The 18,443-nt window shown below is 58.9% G+C and carries 14 protein-coding genes and 1 rRNA gene; 14 read left to right on the top strand and 1 reads right to left on the bottom strand.

The genetic code is table 11. From position 1 onward, the window contains the following. Positions 1-220 precede the first annotated feature (220 nt). The 14 genes from BMZ10_RS23415 (at position 221) to BMZ10_RS23350 (ending at position 18,180) form a co-directional block, all read left to right on the top strand. Positions 221-1,099, top strand: coding sequence for an amino acid ABC transporter permease (locus BMZ10_RS23415; RefSeq protein ID WP_093467967.1), 879 nt, complete (start codon positions 221-223; stop codon positions 1,097-1,099). A gap of 36 nt (positions 1,100-1,135) precedes the next feature. Beyond that, positions 1,136-1,900, top strand: coding sequence for an amino acid ABC transporter ATP-binding protein (locus tag BMZ10_RS23410; RefSeq protein WP_093468788.1), 765 nt, complete (start codon positions 1,136-1,138; stop codon positions 1,898-1,900). A gap of 22 nt (positions 1,901-1,922) precedes the next feature. Next, on the top strand, positions 1,923-2,744 hold the full coding sequence (locus BMZ10_RS23405) for an ABC transporter substrate-binding protein (RefSeq protein ID WP_093467964.1): 822 nt from the start codon (positions 1,923-1,925) through the stop codon (positions 2,742-2,744). A 228-nt stretch (positions 2,745-2,972) separates the two neighbouring features. Further along, on the top strand, positions 2,973-4,148 hold the full coding sequence (locus BMZ10_RS23400) for an MFS transporter (protein ID WP_093467962.1): 1,176 nt from the start codon (positions 2,973-2,975) through the stop codon (positions 4,146-4,148). A gap of 211 nt (positions 4,149-4,359) precedes the next feature. Then, on the top strand, positions 4,360-5,364 hold the full coding sequence (locus tag BMZ10_RS23395; RefSeq protein ID WP_093467959.1) for an aldo/keto reductase: 1,005 nt from the start codon (positions 4,360-4,362) through the stop codon (positions 5,362-5,364). Between the two features lie 428 nt (positions 5,365-5,792). Continuing rightward, positions 5,793-6,536 (top strand): GntR family transcriptional regulator, encoded by a 744-nt coding sequence (locus BMZ10_RS23390; protein ID WP_093467956.1) that lies wholly within the window; start codon positions 5,793-5,795, stop codon positions 6,534-6,536. 172 nt (positions 6,537-6,708) lie between these two features. Then, a complete protein-coding gene (locus tag BMZ10_RS23385; RefSeq protein ID WP_093467953.1) occupies positions 6,709-7,464 on the top strand; it encodes a thioesterase II family protein in 756 nt (251 codons plus the stop codon). A gap of 730 nt (positions 7,465-8,194) precedes the next feature. Further along, positions 8,195-8,971, top strand: a complete 777-nt coding sequence (locus BMZ10_RS23380; protein WP_093467950.1) for a DUF3050 domain-containing protein — start codon at positions 8,195-8,197, stop codon at positions 8,969-8,971. Positions 8,972-9,019: 48 nt separating this feature from the next. Then, positions 9,020-9,964, top strand: coding sequence for a diiron oxygenase (locus tag BMZ10_RS23375; protein ID WP_093467947.1), 945 nt, complete (start codon positions 9,020-9,022; stop codon positions 9,962-9,964). After that, on the top strand, positions 9,961-13,413 hold the full coding sequence (locus BMZ10_RS23370) for a non-ribosomal peptide synthetase (protein ID WP_093467944.1): 3,453 nt from the start codon (positions 9,961-9,963) through the stop codon (positions 13,411-13,413). Before BMZ10_RS23375 ends, BMZ10_RS23370 begins: the two co-directional genes overlap by 4 nt. 41 nt (positions 13,414-13,454) lie before the next feature. Continuing rightward, positions 13,455-13,943: an SRPBCC family protein gene (locus tag BMZ10_RS23365; protein WP_093467941.1), complete on the top strand. Its 489-nt coding sequence runs from the start codon at positions 13,455-13,457 to the stop codon at positions 13,941-13,943. 138 nt (positions 13,944-14,081) lie between these two features. Next, positions 14,082-14,582 carry a sigma-70 family RNA polymerase sigma factor gene (locus tag BMZ10_RS23360; RefSeq protein ID WP_093468785.1) on the top strand — a complete coding sequence of 167 codons (501 nt, stop codon included), beginning with the start codon at positions 14,082-14,084 and terminating at the stop codon, positions 14,580-14,582. Between the two features lie 10 nt (positions 14,583-14,592). Then, the gene (locus tag BMZ10_RS23355; RefSeq protein ID WP_093467938.1) at positions 14,593-15,588 is read left to right on the top strand and encodes a FecR domain-containing protein; all 996 of its coding nucleotides are present in this window, start codon (positions 14,593-14,595) and stop codon (positions 15,586-15,588) included. 168 nt (positions 15,589-15,756) lie between these two features. Next, positions 15,757-18,180, top strand: coding sequence for a TonB-dependent siderophore receptor (locus BMZ10_RS23350; protein WP_256214582.1), 2,424 nt, complete (start codon positions 15,757-15,759; stop codon positions 18,178-18,180). 170 nt (positions 18,181-18,350) lie between these two features. On the opposite strand, the gene rrf is transcribed toward BMZ10_RS23350, so the two are convergent. Beyond that, a 5S ribosomal RNA gene (gene rrf, locus BMZ10_RS23345) occupies positions 18,351-18,443 on the bottom strand; the annotation flags it as partial.

Genomic DNA, 18,443 nt, shown 5'->3' with positions numbered 1-18,443 from the left:
CGATTGGCAACCATCCGCTCGACGCCCTGCTCAGTGAACCGGGCATTACTCTAACGATAATAAACCTGACACTTCGATCAAGACTCGCAACGCTCAACTGCCCTGGATCCTCAGCGAATGCCCCGCCTCAGGTGCGTGTTCACGCCGCCCCTTGATGCCCGGACCTCGCCTTTGCTGCGGATGATCATGCGCGGCCTGCACACAGCTTCGGAGACTCACCATGAACCAGAACCAGGCGGAACGTTTGCAAGCCGAACGCAAGAAGACTGAAAACGAGTTCGACATCACTCAATACGAGCACGTCCCGCGTCGCTATTACGGACGGATTTTCTTTGCCACGCTGATCGTCGTTGCCTTGGCCGGACTGGCCCGCGCCTTCGCCAACGGGCAGATCGAGTGGGCCTACATCGGCCAGTTCCTCACCTCACAGGCGATTCTGTGGGGGCTGCTCAACACCATCATCATGTCCATTCTGGCGATGATCCTCGGCGTGGTGATCGGCGTGATCACTGCGATCATGCGCATGTCGGCCAATCCTATCCTGCGCTACGTGGCGATCACCTACACCTGGCTGTTTCGCGGCACGCCGCTGATCCTGCAACTGTTGCTGTGGTTCAACCTGGCGCTGATCTTCCCAGTGATTGGCATTCCTGGCGTGTTTCAGCTCGACACCGTGAGCCTGATGACGCCCTTCGTCGCAGCCCTGCTGGGGCTGAGCATCAACCAGGGAGCCTACACCGCCGAAGTCGTGCGAGCGGGTCTGTTGTCGGTGGACACCGGTCAGTACGAGGCAGCCAAGTCGATCGGCATGCCACGTCTGCAAGCACTGCGCCGGGTGATTCTGCCCCAGGCCATGCGGGTGATCATTCCGCCGGTGGGCAACGAATTCATCAGCATGGTCAAGATGACCAGTCTGGCAAGCGTGATCCAGTATTCCGAATTGCTGCACAACGCGCAGAACATCTACTACGCCAACGCCCGGGTCATGGAGCTGCTGATCGTCGCAGGAATCTGGTACCTGGCCGTGGTCACGGTGCTGTCGTTCGGCCAAAGCCGTCTGGAGCTGCGTTTTGCGCGCGGCGCCGGCAAGCGTTCGTAAGTCAGGCCCAGGAGCTGCCCCATGAACAGAGGTCACATGAGAAGCATCGTCAAAGCTGTCGGCCTGAACAAATACTACGACCAGTTCCACGCCCTCAAAGACGTCAGCATCGAAGTCGAGCAAGGCGAAGTGCTCTGCATCATCGGCCCCTCGGGATCGGGCAAGAGCACGTTGCTGCGCTGCGTCAATCAGCTGGAGAAGATCGACAAGGGCGGCCTGTGGGTTGACGGCGAGCTGGTCGGCTACCGCATTGTCGGCAACAAGCTGCATGAACTGACCGACGCACAGATCGCGCGCCAGCGTCTGAGCACCGGCATGGTGTTTCAGCGCTTCAACCTGTTTCCGCACATGACGGCATTACAGAACGTCGTCGAAGGGCCGATTCAAGTGCTCAAACGATCGCCCAAGGAAGCTCACGACGAGGCGGTCGAGTTACTGGCTCGCGTCGGCCTGGCGGACAAGCGTCACTCGTATCCCGTCGAACTGTCCGGCGGCCAGCAGCAACGCGTCGCGATTGCCCGGGCGCTGGCGATGCGTCCCAAACTGATGCTGTTCGACGAACCCACTTCCGCCCTCGATCCAGAGTTGGTGGGCGAGGTGCTGTCGGTCATGCGTGACCTTGCGCAGAGTGGCATGACGATGATCGTCGTGACCCATGAGCTGGGCTTCGCCCGCGAAGTGTCCAACCGCATCGTGTTCATGGACGGCGGCCAGATTGTGGAGGCCGGAAGCCCCGAAGACATTCTAATAAGTCCACAAAACCCAAGAACCCAAAGCTTTATTTCTGCCGTTCGCACCTAAACCAGAACAAACGAGAACGACCATGAAAAAGATCATCATCCCCTCCCTGCTCCTCGGCCTGATGGCCTCCACCTCCGCATTCGCGCAAGTGCCGGCCAGCATCAAAGACAAAGGCGAAATTACCGCGGCTATCGTGCCGAACTACCCGCCGATGGATTTCAAGGACACCAGCACCAACACGCTGACCGGTCTGGACGTCGATCTGGGCAACGCCCTCGCCGAGCGCCTGGGCGTGAAAGTCACGTGGCAGGAAACCGCATTCGAGCAGATGGTCAGCGGTCTGGTCACCAAACGTTTCGACATCATTCTGTCGGGCATGACCGATACCGCCGAGCGTCAGAAGTCGGTGACCTTCATCGACTATTTCACCAGCGGCCCGCAGCTTTACACGCTGACCAAAAATACCGAGCTGAACCAGCCTGAAGACCTGTGTGGCAAGAAAGTCGGGACCAGTCGTCGCACCACATGGCCTGCGGAGATCGCCGCGTGGAGCAAGGAGAACTGCGAAGCGAAGGGCAAGCCAGCCATCGTCGTCAGCGGTTCGGAAGGTTCGGCCGACGCCCGCGCACAGCTGCGTCAGGGTCGTCTGGACGCGGCCATGCAAGGCAGCGAAACTCTCCCGTACCTCATGTCTCAAGAGAAGGATACGTACAAGCCGCTCGGCGTGGCGATATCCAAACAGTTCACCGGGCTTGGCGTCAGCAAGTCCAATCCGGAACTGGCCAAAGCCATCGCCGAAGCGATGCAGTCGATGGTTGACGACGGCACCTACGGCAAGATCCTGAAGAAGTGGGACCTTGAGCACGGCGCCGTGAGCAAGATCGAGATGAATCAGGGCAAGTAAGCAACGGCGCGAGCCCACACGGACGATTTCGCACGACGATCCCGGTAGAAGCACGCTTGCTCGCGATGGTGTGGTGTCAGTTAACCCCTGCGTATCTGACCCATTGCGATCGCGAGCAAGCTCACGCCTTCAAGGCCGCGCCGGCCTCCAGGCCGCCGGCAATCGGTCACCCACTGAGGCGCGCGCTACCTGTGGTGCCAAGGTTTGGATAAGGACATAAGAACGACAGTGGCCACCTACTCCCTTGTCATTCGCCGGCTGATGGTCTGCTCGCTGACCATTGTCATGAGCCGGGCGATGACCAGCCCTCTGCTGACGCTGTTCCTCAGTACCCGGCTCGGCTTGAATCAGCAAGACGTCGGGTTGCTGATGGGCGTGGCGGTGTTCCTCGCGACGCTGCTCGGGCTGTATGGCGGCTACATCATTGATCGGCTCGAAAAGCGCAAACTGCTGATCCTCGCGATGCTCTCAAGCTCGGTCGGGTTCACGCTGCTGACCTTCGCCCACGATGTCTACCTCACCACATTGACGCTGGTCATTACTGAAACCGCTTCAGCACTGTTTCTGATCGGCTCCAAAGCGATCATCAGCGAGAATTTGCCCATCGGCCAACGGGCCAAGGTGTTTTCGCTGCGATACACGCTCACCAATATCGGCTATGCGACAGGCCCGATGCTCGGCGTCGTGATCGCCGGGCAATTGCCGCTGGCACCCTTCCTGATCGCCAGCGCCATTGCATTCCTCAGCGTCTTTCTCATGATCGGCATTCCGCCCACCACGGAGAATCGAGAGAACCCGCCGCGCAGCTTCGTCGACACGCTCATCACGTTGAAAAACGATCGCACGCTGATTCTGTTCACCGGCGGCAGCTTGCTCAGCACCATTGTGCATGGGCGTTACACGCTCTATCTGTCGCAGTTCCTGCTGGTCACTCATACCCCGGAGCAGGCGCTCAAGATCCTCTCGGCGGTGCTGGCCTGCAACGCAGTGACCGTCATCCTGATGCAGTATCAGATCGGTCGCTTCCTCAAGCGCGAACAGTTGCCCTACTGGATCTGCTTGGGCACCGCGCTGTTCGCCATCGGCTTGATCGGCTTCAGCTTCGCCCACACCACGCTGGCCTGGTGCGCGGCGATGTTCGTGTTCACGCTGGGGGAAATGATCATCTACCCGGCCGAGTATCTTTTTGTCGACACAATCGCGCCTGAGCATCTGCGCGGCAGCTACCTCGGCGCGCAAAATCTGGCCGCCTTCGGTGGCGCCATGAGCCCGGTCATTTGTGGTTATTTATTGATCAATGCGCCCGCGCCGACGATGTTTTATGTGCTCGCGTGCCTCACGGCGGTCGGCGGAACGCTGTGTTTTCTGGCGGGGCGCAACGCAAGGCCAGCGACTCACTTGTAGGGGCATGGCGTGCTCCGGATCGGCGGCAACGGGGACAAGCAACCCCCTGCACGATCGGCATCGGAGCAAAATTGTCACTTTTCAAATCCGCCACAAACAGGCGAGTATGTCCGGCCTAGAGCTGTCGGTCTGAATGGCCTTAACAAGACCTCTTGCGAGCCTGACCCAGACTGTCCTGATTTCCACTTCCTGACGAAAAGGATATCGAGCAATGAATCACCGCATTCTTGGCCAATCCGGCCTCAAGGTATCGACGCTGACGCTGGGCTCCATGATGTTCGGCGTGCAGACGAGCACCGAAGAATCCCTGCGCATCATCGACAAGGCATGGGATCAGGGCGTCAACTTCATCGACACGGCCAACGTCTATAACGCCGGACGCTCGGAAGAAATCGTCGGCGAAGCCATCGCCAAACGTCGCAGTGAATGGGTCCTGGCCACCAAGGTCGGCAGCAGCTCAGGTAACACCGCTCCCAACTCCAGCGGGCTCAACCGCAAGCACATCTTCAACGAGATCGAGTCCAGCCTGCGCCGGCTCGATACCGATTACATCGACATTCATTACCTGCACAAGGAAGACCACAGCACGCCGCTGGAGGTGACCGTTTCGGCGATCGGCGACTTGATCCGCGAAGGCAAGATTCGCTATTGGGGCGTGTCCAACTTCCGTGGCTGGCGCATTGCTGAAGTGGTCAACGTCGCCCAGCGTCTGGGTGTCGACAAGCCGGTGATCAGCCAGCCGCTGTATAACATCGTCAACCGCCAGGCCGAGCTTGAGCAAATCACTGCCGCCAAGTTCTACGGACTGGGCGTAGTGCCTTACAGCCCGTTGGCGAGAGGCGTGCTCAGCGGCAAATATGCGCCCGACGTAACGCCCGACAGCAGCACCCGCGCCGGGCGTCAGGACAAGCGTATTCTGGAAACCGAATGGCGCCAGGAGTCGCTGCATATCGCGCAGAAACTGCAGGCTTATACCAAAGACAAAGGCGTCGGGCTGGTCGAATTCGCCATCGCCTGGGTCCTGAACAATCAGGCAGTGACGTCGGCTATCGTCGGGCCACGCACCGAAGAGCAATGGGACAGCTACACCAAGGCCCTGTCGGTGAACATCACGGCTGAGGACGAGGCGTTCATCGATTCACTGGTGACACCGGGCCACGCCTCGACGCCTGGCTTCAATGACGTGCAGCACTTCGTCACCGGCCGATACGTGTAACCCGGCCGCGCCCGACAGCCTGCGTCTCACCGGCGGCAATTGTTCCAACCTGCCGCCGGTCTTGTCGGGACGCCTGCCACTACTATTGCTTCCACTCATTCTTCCAGCTGGTCAAGTATCGACCAGAGGTACTCGCTGAAAGCCCTCCAATCAAGCGAGAATACTGGCATCTGGCGATCATTGGCTTGCGATTCAATGACTTTGACCGGCCGTGCGTGCAAACGCTGATAACCAATGCATTGGCGCCTGTTTTCCGTCGCGCGATGGTTTTTCCGCAAGAAACAACGCACGCACATGACCGCCAGAAAGCCTTGTAGAATGCCGCGCCCGACGGGCCAGTAAACCTGTTTCAAGGTTTGACAACGCTCGCTGAGGAATCTAGTGTTCTATTGGATCCAAAGCCTGATCAATGGAAGAAGAATTAGTCGATGCGCAGGACTGAGAAAGAACAATTTCTGCGGGAAACGCTGGGCGATGAACAGCCGCCTGCCCATCTGGCACGAGCTGTCATTGAGGAGAAGCTGCGCAGCGCAATTCTCGATGGCCGTCTTCCAGCCGGAATCGCGCTGCGTCAGCAAGAACTGGCGACGCTGTTCGGGGTCAGCCGCATGCCCGTGCGCGAAGCATTGCGACAGCTCGAAGCGCAATCGCTGCTGCGGGTAGAAACCCACAAAGGTGCCGTGGTCGCACCGCTGATCAACGAAGACGCGACCGACGCCTACGCTCTGCGCATCCTGCTGGAGTCAGAGGCGTTGCGCCAATCGATTCCGTTGCTCACCGCAGAGGAGATCGGCAAGGCACGCGAGTACATCGAACAACTCGAAACTGAAAACGACTACACGAAAATGGGCACGCTCAATCGCCTGTTTCACATGACGCTGTACTCGCGCGCTACGAATAAAAGGTTACTCAAGCTCGTCGAAGACGGCTTGAACGAGGAGGAGCGTTTTCTGCGCTTCAATCTCAAGTACATGAATCTGGGCAAGTTGTCTCAGCATGACCACCTGGATCTGCTTCAGCTGGCTGAATCAGGCGATGTGGATGCAACCGTCGACGCCCTGACTCATCACCTCAATCGCGGTGTGGAAGCGATCAACACCTATCTCAAAGACCGTCCAGCGGAAGTCTCAAGACCCGCCACGGCGTCAAGGAAGCGCGCCGTCGCTCAGTGAGGGTTCGACGGGAGTGAGCGGCAACTGCTTACCCTCCCTCTGTCGCTCCCCTGCTTGCGGTCAGCCCGCCTGATCGCATGAGGCACGGGGATACCGAGCGCTGCTGGTCGGCGCTCTCGCCGAAGGACCCGGCCCCACTCAAAAAACCTGCCCGGCAGGTTGGGGAAGCCTTGTGTACGCCGTAAAGAACAAATGGTTGATGGTGGTCAATTCAGGACAACCTGTCAGGACGCGCCTGATCTGCTTTCCCCGCGCCGGCGGCGATCCAGAGCAGTTTCGGGACTGGTCGAACAGCCTCGCCGATCACATCGAACTGGTGACACTGCGCCTGCCTGGACACGGCAGCCGTCGCAAGGAAACGCCCTACGATCAATGGGCGCCATTGATTGAGGACACTTTCCTGGCTCTGAAGCCCTATTTGAATGAGCCGCATGCGTTTTATGGGCAAAGCTTTGGCGCAAGGGTCGCCTATGAAATGGCGAGGCTGGCGCAGGCGCAATACCCGAACATGACGCGCCACCTCTTTATCGCCGGATGCCGCAGCCCGGACAGCCAGCAGCCGTCGCCCTATCTGCATACGCTGCCCAAGGATGATTTCATCCAGGCACTGATCAAACTCGGGCTGCTGCCGCAGACGACCCTTCAGGACAAACGGCTGATGGCATTGTTCGAGCCAATGGTGCGCAACGATCTGAAACTCGCCGAACTTTGGTCCCGTTGCCCTGACGAGGACCTGGACATTCCACTGACGGCCCTTTATGGCAGCGACGACAAGATCGACACCGCCGCCAGCATGATGAACTGGCGCAGCTTCACCCGTCGCGAGTTCGAGCTGATCGAACTGCCCGGCACCAATGACTTCTTCAAATCCCAACGTAATCGGCTCCTTCACATCATCAATACCCACTTGGGATTGCTCAGCAACTGACAATTCCGGGCCGGCCTGCGACTGCAGCGGTACACCCTCCTCCCCCGGCAAGCCTCATGTTCATGAAGCTCGCTTCTCCACATCCTGAATTTCCCACTCAGTGATTTCTGCGCGCCGCCATGCGGCGCGCTCTCGTCTTTCAGGCAAACTCGAGCAGTGGACCGGTCTGCAGTCGGTTTCCGCAAACGCGTTCGTCATGGAGCTGCGAAAAGGAGCAATGCATTGGGCGGGACGATGGAGGATGCCCTTCACGTTGCCCAGACCAGAAAAAATCCCTAATTCGATTGTTCAGTAAAAGCGCAGCTCTGAACGAGGTATTCGTTCATTATTTCCATTCTGACCCTAATAAGTTGGAAGGGCGGCGCTCGACCCAATAAAACTTATTATTAAAGTTTTATCAGCCCACTTCATGCGTAAATTAGGGCTATTAAAAATAGTGTGAAAAAGTGTTTGCAGACTTATTTGAAAGTGCATTAACGTTTTCTCGTCGCCCTGCAAACCTGCGGATCCTTTATCCGGCCCCGCACACCGAAGAGCGCCAACGCCTGTAGAACAAGGGCTTCCAAGCTGCAGTACCAACCATTCACGAAGTAAGTGTTCGCGGCCCCGGCTCGCCGAAAGTTTATGTTCAGTCAATCATGCCCGGTATTAACCGCATGACTCGAACACTGAATGACACGGCAAAACAATGGCCGACGCGAGGCATATTTCTACTATCAAGGACGTCAACATGAACGAACAAAAGCAACTTCTATCGCGCAAGAAATCCGAACTAAGCTCGCACCCGATATTTTCCGAAATCGATTCATTGGATGTTCTCAGACGGTTTATGGAGGCACACGTTTTCGCCGTCTGGGATTTCATGTCGCTGACCAAACGCTTGCAGCAGGAGCTCAGTTGCACGCAGTTGCCCTGGCTTCCACCCAAGGATCCGAAAGCCGCACGGCTGATCAACGAGATCGTGCTGGGCGAGGAGTCCGACGACCGACTGGATCATGGCCATTACAGTCATTTCGAGCTGTATCTGGACGCCATGCGGGAAGTCGGCGCCAGCACAGCACGGGTCGAGCGTTTCGTGGCGCTGCAACAAGAGGGCGTGCATTACGAAACGGCGCTGGACAGCGTCGGCGCTAACCGGGCCGCCTCCCGCTTCGTGAAGGACACGCTCGACATCGCACTCAACGCGCCTGCCCACAAAGTGGCGGCTGCTTTTCTGCATGGGCGCGAGAGCGTTATCCCACAGATGTTTCAAAGCATTCTCGACGACTGGGGCATTACCGCCAATCAGGCACCGACCTTTCGCTATTACCTGGAACGCCATATCGAGGTGGATTCCGAAGATCACGGCCCTGCCGCCGAGTCCCTGCTGGACCGGTTAGTGGACGGCGACGCGCAGCGCGAGCTTGAGGTCTACGACGCCGCCATCACTGCAGTGGAAAGCCGCCTGGCCTTGTGGGACGCGCTGCGCGTGAGCATGCGCGAGCCGGCGCGGGAGGTCAGCGCATGACCCTCTCGCTGCGTCAGTTCCCTTCGTTCTCCACACAAGGATGACATCATGAAAGCCGAAGACTACCTGTCCTTCGTCGATGCCTGGGAAGGCCGTGCAACGATCCGCACCCGCCCGCGCCGCATCGTCGAAAATGACGAAAAACTCATCTACCCGCTGAGCCGTCAGCCGCTGGTGCTCAGCGAGACGTTCACCCGTGAATGCCCTCAACTGCGCGATTTCGCACTGGTTCAGAGCCTGTACAAGTTCATCAACGACGTAGTGATTTTCGAGACGGAAATTGTCGACAGAACTGCGCGCAGCATCGCCAAGGACAATTTCGCGATCCGTTTTCCCTTCGCCTGCCGCTATGACGCGATGACGGTGGTGGTGGACGAGGACTATCACGCGCTGGTTGCCATGGACTTCATGCAGCAAACCATCGCACTGACCGGCATCCAGCCGATTCAGTTGCCGCTGGAAATCGAGCTCAGCCGAGCCATTCCCGCAGCGCTCGGTCTGGCGCCGGATCACTTGCGCAGCGCCGTGGAGCTGATCTGCGTTGCCATTGCCGAGAATACGGTGACCAATGATGTCGCCGCGTTCGCCAAGGACGACACGGTAAAGCAATCGATCAAAGGCCTGATGGCCGATCACTTGCTCGATGAGGGTCGCCACTCAGGCTTCTGGGCCCGGCTGGTCCGTATCTACTGGCACGCCGCGCCCGAGCAGGACAAGCAGTCCATCGCGCAGATCATGCCGGTATTCATTGCTCAATATTTGACCAACGACATTCAGAAGTCCTTCGATTTCGTGCTGATCGACAGCTTGCCCATTGAGGAGACGATCAAGCAGGCGCTGAAGGACGAAACCCAGGCGATGAGTTTCCCGATCAATCGCCATCACCCGTTGGTGGGTAACATCGTGCGGTTTTTCAGAACCAGCTCGATGCTTGAATCCGCTTGCGTGCAACACGCTCTGGCCGACTATCTGCCGGCAGGAGGCGTGCAATGAAACGCCTCGAGATCGTCCTCATTGGCCGCAGCCGCGCCTTGGCCGAATTGAGCGAAGAACTGGATGCCCACGGGCATCTCGTTCACCGGCTGAACGACACCCACCCATTGGAACAGACCGCGTTGCGTCAGGCTTCGATGGTTATCGAAGACGGCACCCTCGACGCTGCGGACGCCGTCATCAAAGCGATCAGATCGGACGTTCATCTGGGACTGCGCGTCGGCGTGACACCCGATCTTCAACCCGGCCTGCCGTGTCTTGAGTTGCTGTGCTGGGCAGGTTCGGCAACCGCACAACGATTGATCGTCCGCGAGCCTGTGGCGCCTCAATCGTCAGGCAACGGTCGCATGCTGGCCGACGCGGCCACGGCATTGTTGATTGAAACCGTGGCGTTACTGGTCAGCCGCTTTTCTCGGGATCCTGAACACTTCACCCGCCTGGGGCGCGTCGAGCCACCTCACAGTGAATGGCAGGAGGGCCTGCAACGGCTTGACCGGCTGGCATTCGAGCATCGCTTCAATCAGACCGCGCAGCCGCATTTGCTCAGCGTTGCGCAGCAGCCTCTGGTCACGCGGCTGGACAACAGCTTCAGCCGTTTCGGCGCCCGAATCGCGCTGACCGTCGACGGTGAGCGCATCAGCTATGACCGCCTGCGCGCGCACAGTGTCGCGATCCAGAAGCGCATGCAGACGTTGATCACGTCGCCCGCTGGCGAACCGCTGGTGATCGGGATCTGCCTGCCGAAATCTACCGCGCTGTTTGCAGGGATTCTGGCCATTCTCGGAAGCGGCGCCGTTTACCTTCCGCTCGACCCCAGCCAGCCGCTACAGCGCCAGCAGTACATTCTGGACAACTCACGGGCCTGCCTGCTGCTGCATGACGGGCAACATCCGCTGGCCGGTCAATGCCTGCCGGGGCTGGACATCAGTGACATCGATGCCACCCCGACGCCTCAGTCGCTGATACAACGGCATCCGGAAAGCGACACGCCTTGCATGGCGTTGTACACCTCCGGCACAACGGGCCATCCGAAGGGGGTCATGCTCAGTCAGCGCAACCTCAGCCACTTCACGGCCTGGTACGCGGACTATGTCGGTCTTTCCGAGCATAGCCGCGTGCTGCAGTTCTCGACGCTGAGTTTCGACTCGTCGGTGATCGACATTTTCCCGACCCTGCTCAGCGGCGCCGAACTGGTCGTCGCCAGCGAAGACCAGCGCCGCGATCCGCTGCAATTGGTCGAGTTGATGGATCAACACCTCAGCCATGCATTTCTGCCGCCCGCGCTGCTGAGCATTCTGCCGACCGACCGGCCGCTCAAGCTTGAACACCTCTGCACCGGCGGCGATGTCTGCGAGCCATTTGTGATTGATCGCCTGGCCGCGCAGTGCCAATTCCACAACCTTTACGGTCCCACCGAGGCCACGGTGCTGATCACTGCCGGACAATTTCAGCCGGGCAGCAGTAACCGCAATCTGGGCCGGCCCATCGCCAACAGTCAGGTGCTGATCCTGGACGAGCAGCTGCAGCCGGTTGCCGATCACAGCTCGGGCGAGCTGTACATCGTCGGGCCTGGCGTGTGCCTGGGCTACATCCACAATCCAGCGCTGACCGAAGAGCGCTACGTGCAGATCGACGTGGGTGGCGAGCAGAGCCTGCGCGCTTATCGCACCGGCGACATCGGCAAATGGACGACCGAGGGGATCGAGCTGTCCGGGCGCCGGGACAATCAGGTGAAGATTCGCGGATTCCGGGTCGAGCCGGAGGAAATCGAACATTGCCTGCGCGAAAGTCAGCTGTATCGGCAGGTGGCCGTGGTGGTCGATGAGCAGCGACGGATTCTGGCGTTTCTTGCCCAGCCGCACGGTGTCGAGCCCGACGCTGCACGCTCGTTGCTCAAGGCCCATGTCGAGCGTTTATTGCCTGACTACATGCGCCCTGCGGCTTATACGGAGCTGGCGAAGATGCCGTTCGCCAACAACGGCAAGATCGATCGTAAAGCGCTTTTGCAGTTGCCGGTCAACATGCTCGAACGAGCGCCGCTTCGTCAGCCTGAAAACGAGAACGAGCGGCTGTTGTTGACGCTCTGGGCAGATCTGCTGGAATTGCCGCCCGGTGATATTTCAACCGACGAGAGCTTCTTCAACCTCGGCGGCCACTCGATCCTGCTCTCGCAAATGCTGCTCGGTATTCGTGAGCAATTCGGGCGCAGCATTCCGATCAACCGCTTCATTGAAGCGCCGACACTGGTGAATCTGGCGTCGCTGCTCGACAGCGATGGCTCGTCAGCGTGGACAGTCAGTCCGCAGGCCATCAAAGACGCCCACTCACCGGTCCAGATTGCCGTATTGCCGGTCGACAGGCTGGGAGATGTTCACAAAGTCATCGTCACCGGGGCAAACGGTTTTCTGGGCGTTCACATCGTCGAAGCGTTGCTGGCGTGGGGCGCGACGGAAGTGGCGTGTCTGGTGCGCGAAAGCGGCGCAATGACGGCGCAGGATCGCTTCGTTCAATCGCTGCGCGAAAACCGCCTGGAGCATCTGGATCTATCCCGGGTGCGGGTTTATGCCGCTGACATCACCCGCCCGCAGATGGGGCTTAGTGACGAAGTGTATGAACGACTGGATCGCGAATTCGGCGCGCTGGTCCACAACGCTGCCAACGTGAACCACGTGCAGGACTACGAGACGCTGGCCAGAGACAATGTTGCGCCCATCTTCGAGTGCCTTCGGCTGTGCGAGGGCCGCAGTAAAAAGGTGTTCAATTTCGTCTCGACCCTCTCAGCCTCCAGCGCCGTCGACAGCGCGGGCAATGTGCTGGAGGCACCGGCCGCCGAGACGCCCCCGATCTACATCAAAAATGGCTACAACCTTTCCAAATGGGTGGCCGAGCGGATTCTGCAACACGCTCGCGAGCAAGGCGCATGGGTGAACATCTACCGCCCCGGCAACATCGCTTTCAACAGCGTCACCGGCGTCTGTCAGCCACACAAGAACCGTTTGATGCTGATGCTCAAAGGCTCGATGCAACTGGGTCAGGTGCCGGAGTTCTCGATGACCTTCGACCTGATGCCGGTGGATTTCCTTGCCCGGTTCATCGGTTTCCACAGCAGCCGTTATCAGCCGACCCGCGCGGTCTTCAACCTGCATAACCCAGAACCTCTGAGCTGGAACAGCTACGTCAGCGCATTTCGCGAAGCCGGCAGTGAATTCGAAATGGTCAGCGTTGCGCACTGGCAGACGCAGTTGAACCGCGTCGATAGCCACAACGCGCTATTTGGCGTGCTGGGTTTCTACCTCGACGGCTTTGAGGAGGACATCGGAGACATCTCGATGATCGCCTATCAGAACGCTGAGGCGGGCGTCCAGCGCATGGGCGAGCGCTATCCCCAGAAAACCCCGGCGCTGCTGCGCAAGGGGTGCGATTACCTGAAAGAAATCGACTTCATCTGACCCTTACACCGCAACACCTACTCACGCAATGGAGAACGACAATGAACGCAATCAATACACCCAGCGACCTCAAGCCCGACACGCTCATCAACAACCCGAACGGCACGCCGGTGATTTCATCCGTGCAAGTGGCAGCGCCCGCCGCTGATGTGTGGAAGGTCGTTGGCGATTTCGGCGGCTTTGAGAAATTCATCCCGGCGCTGGCCAGCATCAGCGTGATCGGCGAAGGCGTTGGATCTGTACGTCACAAGATATTCAAAGAGGGTGGCCTGGAAGTGGTCGAGCAGCTGAACTCGCGCGACGATCGCGCGTTTTCGATGACCTGGACGACGATCCATAACAACCTGGGTGTCCGCCATCTGTGGGCGTCGATGACGGTCGTTCCTGTGGCAGACCACAGCTGCAAGGCGACCTGGACAATCATCGCCGAGCCTGCCGAGGGCAACCCTGCAAGCGCTGCTGAGTTCCAGAGCTTCTTGCAGGGTTTTGCTGATGACGCCATGGGCAACGTCAAAAAAATCTTTGAGTGATCAACCCGCTGGTTGATTGCCCCGCCCGGCTTCGCGCCGGGCGGGGCCTTGCCTTTGGATAGACAGTTGCAAAATATGACGGCGCTTCCCACAATGCGACTAATTATCATTTGAATGGCGCTGGGGCGGCGCAGCTTCATGCTTTCTCACGACGCAACGCTGCGCAGTCTGTACAGCGATCACCACGGCTGGCTCAACGGCTGGCTGCGCAGCAAGCTCGGTAACGCCGCCGATGCGGCCGATCTGGCACAGGACACCTTCCTGCGTCTGCTCACTCGCAGCGAGCTGCTTGAGCTGAAGACACCGCGTGCATTTTTGCGCACCGTCGCGCGGGGCCTTGTGATCGATCACTGGCGTCGGGAAGAACTGGAGCGCGCTTATCTCGAAGCGCTGGCCAACATTCCCGCGCACGAAACGCCGTCACTCGAATCGCGCGAGCTGGTGTTCGAACTGCTGGAAAGCATCGCCAGAATGCTCGACGGCCTCAAACCCAAGGTACGTCGTGCCTTTCTGCTGGCTCAGTGTGAAGGGCTGACGCACCGACAAATCGCCGCGCAGATGGGTATTTCAATACGCTCGGTCGAGCGCTACGTCGCCGATGCGCTGTACCACTGTTATCTGCTGCGTTACGCATCGTGAGTCGTGATCAATGAATCATTCTCCCGCTCGGGATAATCGCCAGCCGTCTGCCGCTGTTGTTCGCCAGGCCATCGAATGGATGCTGCGGCTGAACAACCAAGCCGCGAGTGCCCGGGTGATTCAGCGCTGTGAACAATGGCGCCGTGCGCATCCCGACCACGAATGTGCCTGGCAGCGCGTGCTGTCGCTCAACGTCGACCTCAAGCACCGTTTTCAGGCGCTGCCTTCGGGCGGCGTCGCGTTCGAGGCACTGGAAAACAGCGCGCAGCGCATGGGCCGTCGGCAGGCAATGAAGCTGCTTACCGGGTTACTGGTCGCAGGCTCGAGCGCGTGGGTCGCGCGCGATGTCACGCCATGGCAGCAATGGACAGCCGATTTCGCAACACAGATCGGCCGGCACAGCAGTTTCCAACTGGCCGACGGCAGCCGGCTGCAGTTGAATACCGATAGCGCCGTGAATCAGGACTTCAGCGCGACGCGACGGCTTATCCAGCTGACCAAGGGCGAGATCCTCGTCACCTGTGCAGTCGGCGCACAACATCCTGCGCCCAGTCCGCTTCTGGTCAGCTGTCAGCATGGCGTGCTCGAAGGCCAGTCAGGGCGCTTTGTCGTGCGGCAGGAATCGGACCACACACGCGTAAGCGTGATCGAGGGGCGTGTGCTGCTTCGCTCGCCCGGCGCATCTTCGATTACGGTTCAGGCCGGCGAAAGCTACTCGCTGACAGCGCAGCGTGCCGATGCGCTGCCTCATCCGGACATGGAACCTGGTGCCTGGGCCGATGGATTGATCGTGACCCGAGATATGCGTCTGGGCGACTTTCTGGCCGAGGTCTCGCGCTATCGCCGTGGACACCTGGCCTGCGATCAGGATATCGCCGGGCTGCGGTTGTCTGGCGTGTTCCGGCTCGAAGACACCGACAAGCTGCTGGCGGTCCTCCCACAGACGCTGCCTGTCCGTCTGCAATACCGCACTCCGTGGTGGGTCACGCTGCAGCGCAATGCATAAAAATTTTTTGGCGGGTTTCGCTCCCCGGTTCGGCTTAGAGATCAGCACCCTCCTCTTCACCGACTTGAACGGAATCGCGCAATGACCCGGCTTCAACGTACACCGCAGCGCCTACGTACCCACAATGCTTGCCACGCCAACGTCAAACCCTCCGCGCTGCATACCGCCATGCGCGCCGCGTTGCTCTCGACCACGTTGACCACCTGCGTACTGCCCCTTCATGCGCTGGCCGAGGAATCGGCGGCAGTCTTGCGTCCGGCGCGCAGCTACTCGATCCCCGCCGGACCGCTGAACGAGGCGCTCAATCAATTCGCGCGCCAGGCTGGCATCACGCTCTCGGCAACCCCTGATCAAACATCCGGCTCACGTTCTCCGGGTCTGCAGGGCAGTTACTCGGTCGATCAGGCTTTGACTATTCTGCTCGGCAGCAGCGGCTTGCAGGCTGTGAGCCAGGACGGCAGCAGTTATGTGCTGCATCGAGCTGACGGCGAAGCCATGTCGTTGCCCAGCACTGACGTGCGCGGATTCGCGCTGGGCAACGCATTGGGAAGCATGGAGGGTTACAACGCGACCCACAGCCAGATCGCCACTAAGACCAGCACCGCCCTTCTGGAGACCTCTCAATCTGTCTCTGTCGTTACCCGCGAGCAGATGAACGATCAGGGCTCGCAGACGGTGGCTCAGGCAATGCGTTACACGCCCGGCGTATTGACCAATCCATATGGCGCAACCCATCGTTACGACTACGTGGCGATGCGCGGCTTCAACGACGGCTCGGTGGACAACATCTACCTCGACGGCCTGAAGTCCATGGGAGACAGCGGCACATATAGCACGATGCAGGTCGATCCCTATTTCCTCGAGCGCGTCGACATCCTGAAAGGCCCGTCTTCCGTCCTTTACGGCCGCAGCTCGCCGGGCGGGCTGGTGGCCCTGACCAGCAAGAAGCCTCTCTACGAGCCCTATCATCAGATTCAGGCAACTGTAGGCTCGAACAATCAGAGTGGCGTCGGTTTCGATTTCAGTGGACCACTTGATGAGGACAAGCGTGTGGCTTACCGATTGGTAGGGCTTACGGATAAATCTGACACGCAGTTCGATCACGCAAAGGAAAAACGCTACGCGCTCGCTCCGACGCTGAGCATCGACTTCACCGAAGACACGTCGTTGACCCTGCAAGCCTATCTGCAGCACGACCCTGAGGGCGGCTACCACGGCGGCAACCCGGCAGACGGTTTACTGCATCAGCGCAACGGTCAGCGCATCTCCAAGCACTTCTTCGAAGGTGAACCTGGTGTCGATGGGTATAGCCGCGACCAGCAGTCAGTCGGCTATCAGTTTGAACACCGATTCAATGATGTCTTCACTGCGCGGCAAAACTTCCGCTACCTGGATTCGAAGGTAAGTCTGGATCAGGTCTACAGCTATGGCTGGACCACGCCGACCAGCAACGAACTCAATCGATACTACTCAGGCGCTAATGAACACCTGCATTCATACATCGTCGATAACATGCTGCAGGCCGAGTTCTTCACCGGTTCGGCGAAACACACAGCGCTGTTCGGCGCGGATTATCAACGCCGCAAGACTGTGGTCGACTGGCAAAGCGGTTCACTGGAGCCGATCAATGCCTTTAATCCGGCGTATGGCGATTCGCAGATTACTTATTTCGATCCGACCAGTTATCTGCGTCGCCTTGAGCAGACGGGAGCGTATGCACAGGATCTGATCGAATGGGATAAGTGGCGCTTCTCCCTGGGGCTGCGCCATGACTGGGTCGAAACCTCTGACGAGAATCGGATCGCTGAAGCCGGTCGCCCGCAAGGAACAGAAATCAACGACAAGCGCACCAAGACCACTGGCCGCGCCGGCGTGCTTTACCTGTTCGACAATGGCATCGCGCCCTACCTGAGCTATTCGGAGTCCTTCAACCCGAACTCTTACTCCGACAGCGCCGGCAACCCTCTCGCTCCTACGGACGGTAAGCAGTGGGAAGCGGGTATCAAGTATCAGCCGCCCGGTACGGACAATCTGTTCACCGCTTCGGTGTTTCGCATTGATCAGGAAAACCTGGCAACCAAGCTCCCTCAGGAAAACTTCTACCGCGCGATCGGCGCTGTCCGCTCCCAAGGTCTGGAGCTTGAAGCGCACATGCAGCTGACCGACAATTTCAAGGTACTGGGCAGCTACACCTTAACCGACATCGACTATTCGAAATCGATGCCTAGCACTGTCAGCGACACCGACAACAAAGGCAATTCGCCCACACAGGCCCCCAAGCATATGGCATCGATTTGGGGCGACTACAAATTCAGCAGCGGAGTCCTTGACGGACTGCGACTGGGCAGCGGGCTGAGGTATGTGGGCTCAAGCTGGGTCGATGCGGAAAACACAATGAAGGTGCCCTCCTATATGCTCTGGGACGCATCGATGGGGTACGACCTTGGTAAGTTAGGACTTAAGGGCGTCGACGTGCGGCTCAACGCCAATAATCTTACTGACGAATCCTATATTGCTTCCTGTGCAAGCCTGAACTTCTGTTACGTGGGCGAGGAGCGCAACGTTAGCGCGACCGTCAGCTATCAATTCTAAAACGTCTCCTCGCTGCATAAGGCCAGCCCCCGAGTGCGGGGACTGGCCTTTTTTATCGGCTTTGCACGCTACGGTTTCAACGGGATGATCGCTTGTTGGACTGCCACGTATTCTCGACCCAGAAACGACAAAACCCCATCTGCTTTCGCAGATGGGGTTCTGGAATTCAATCTTGACGATGACCTACTCTCACATGGGGAAACCCCACACTACCATCGGCGATGCATCGTTTCACTTCTGAGTTCGGGATGGGATCAGGTGGT

Source organism: Pseudomonas sp. NFR16 (genome assembly GCF_900108875.1).
Taxonomy (GTDB): Bacteria; Pseudomonadota; Gammaproteobacteria; order Pseudomonadales; family Pseudomonadaceae; genus Aquipseudomonas.
This window is presented reverse-complemented; position numbering and strand designations above follow the sequence as displayed.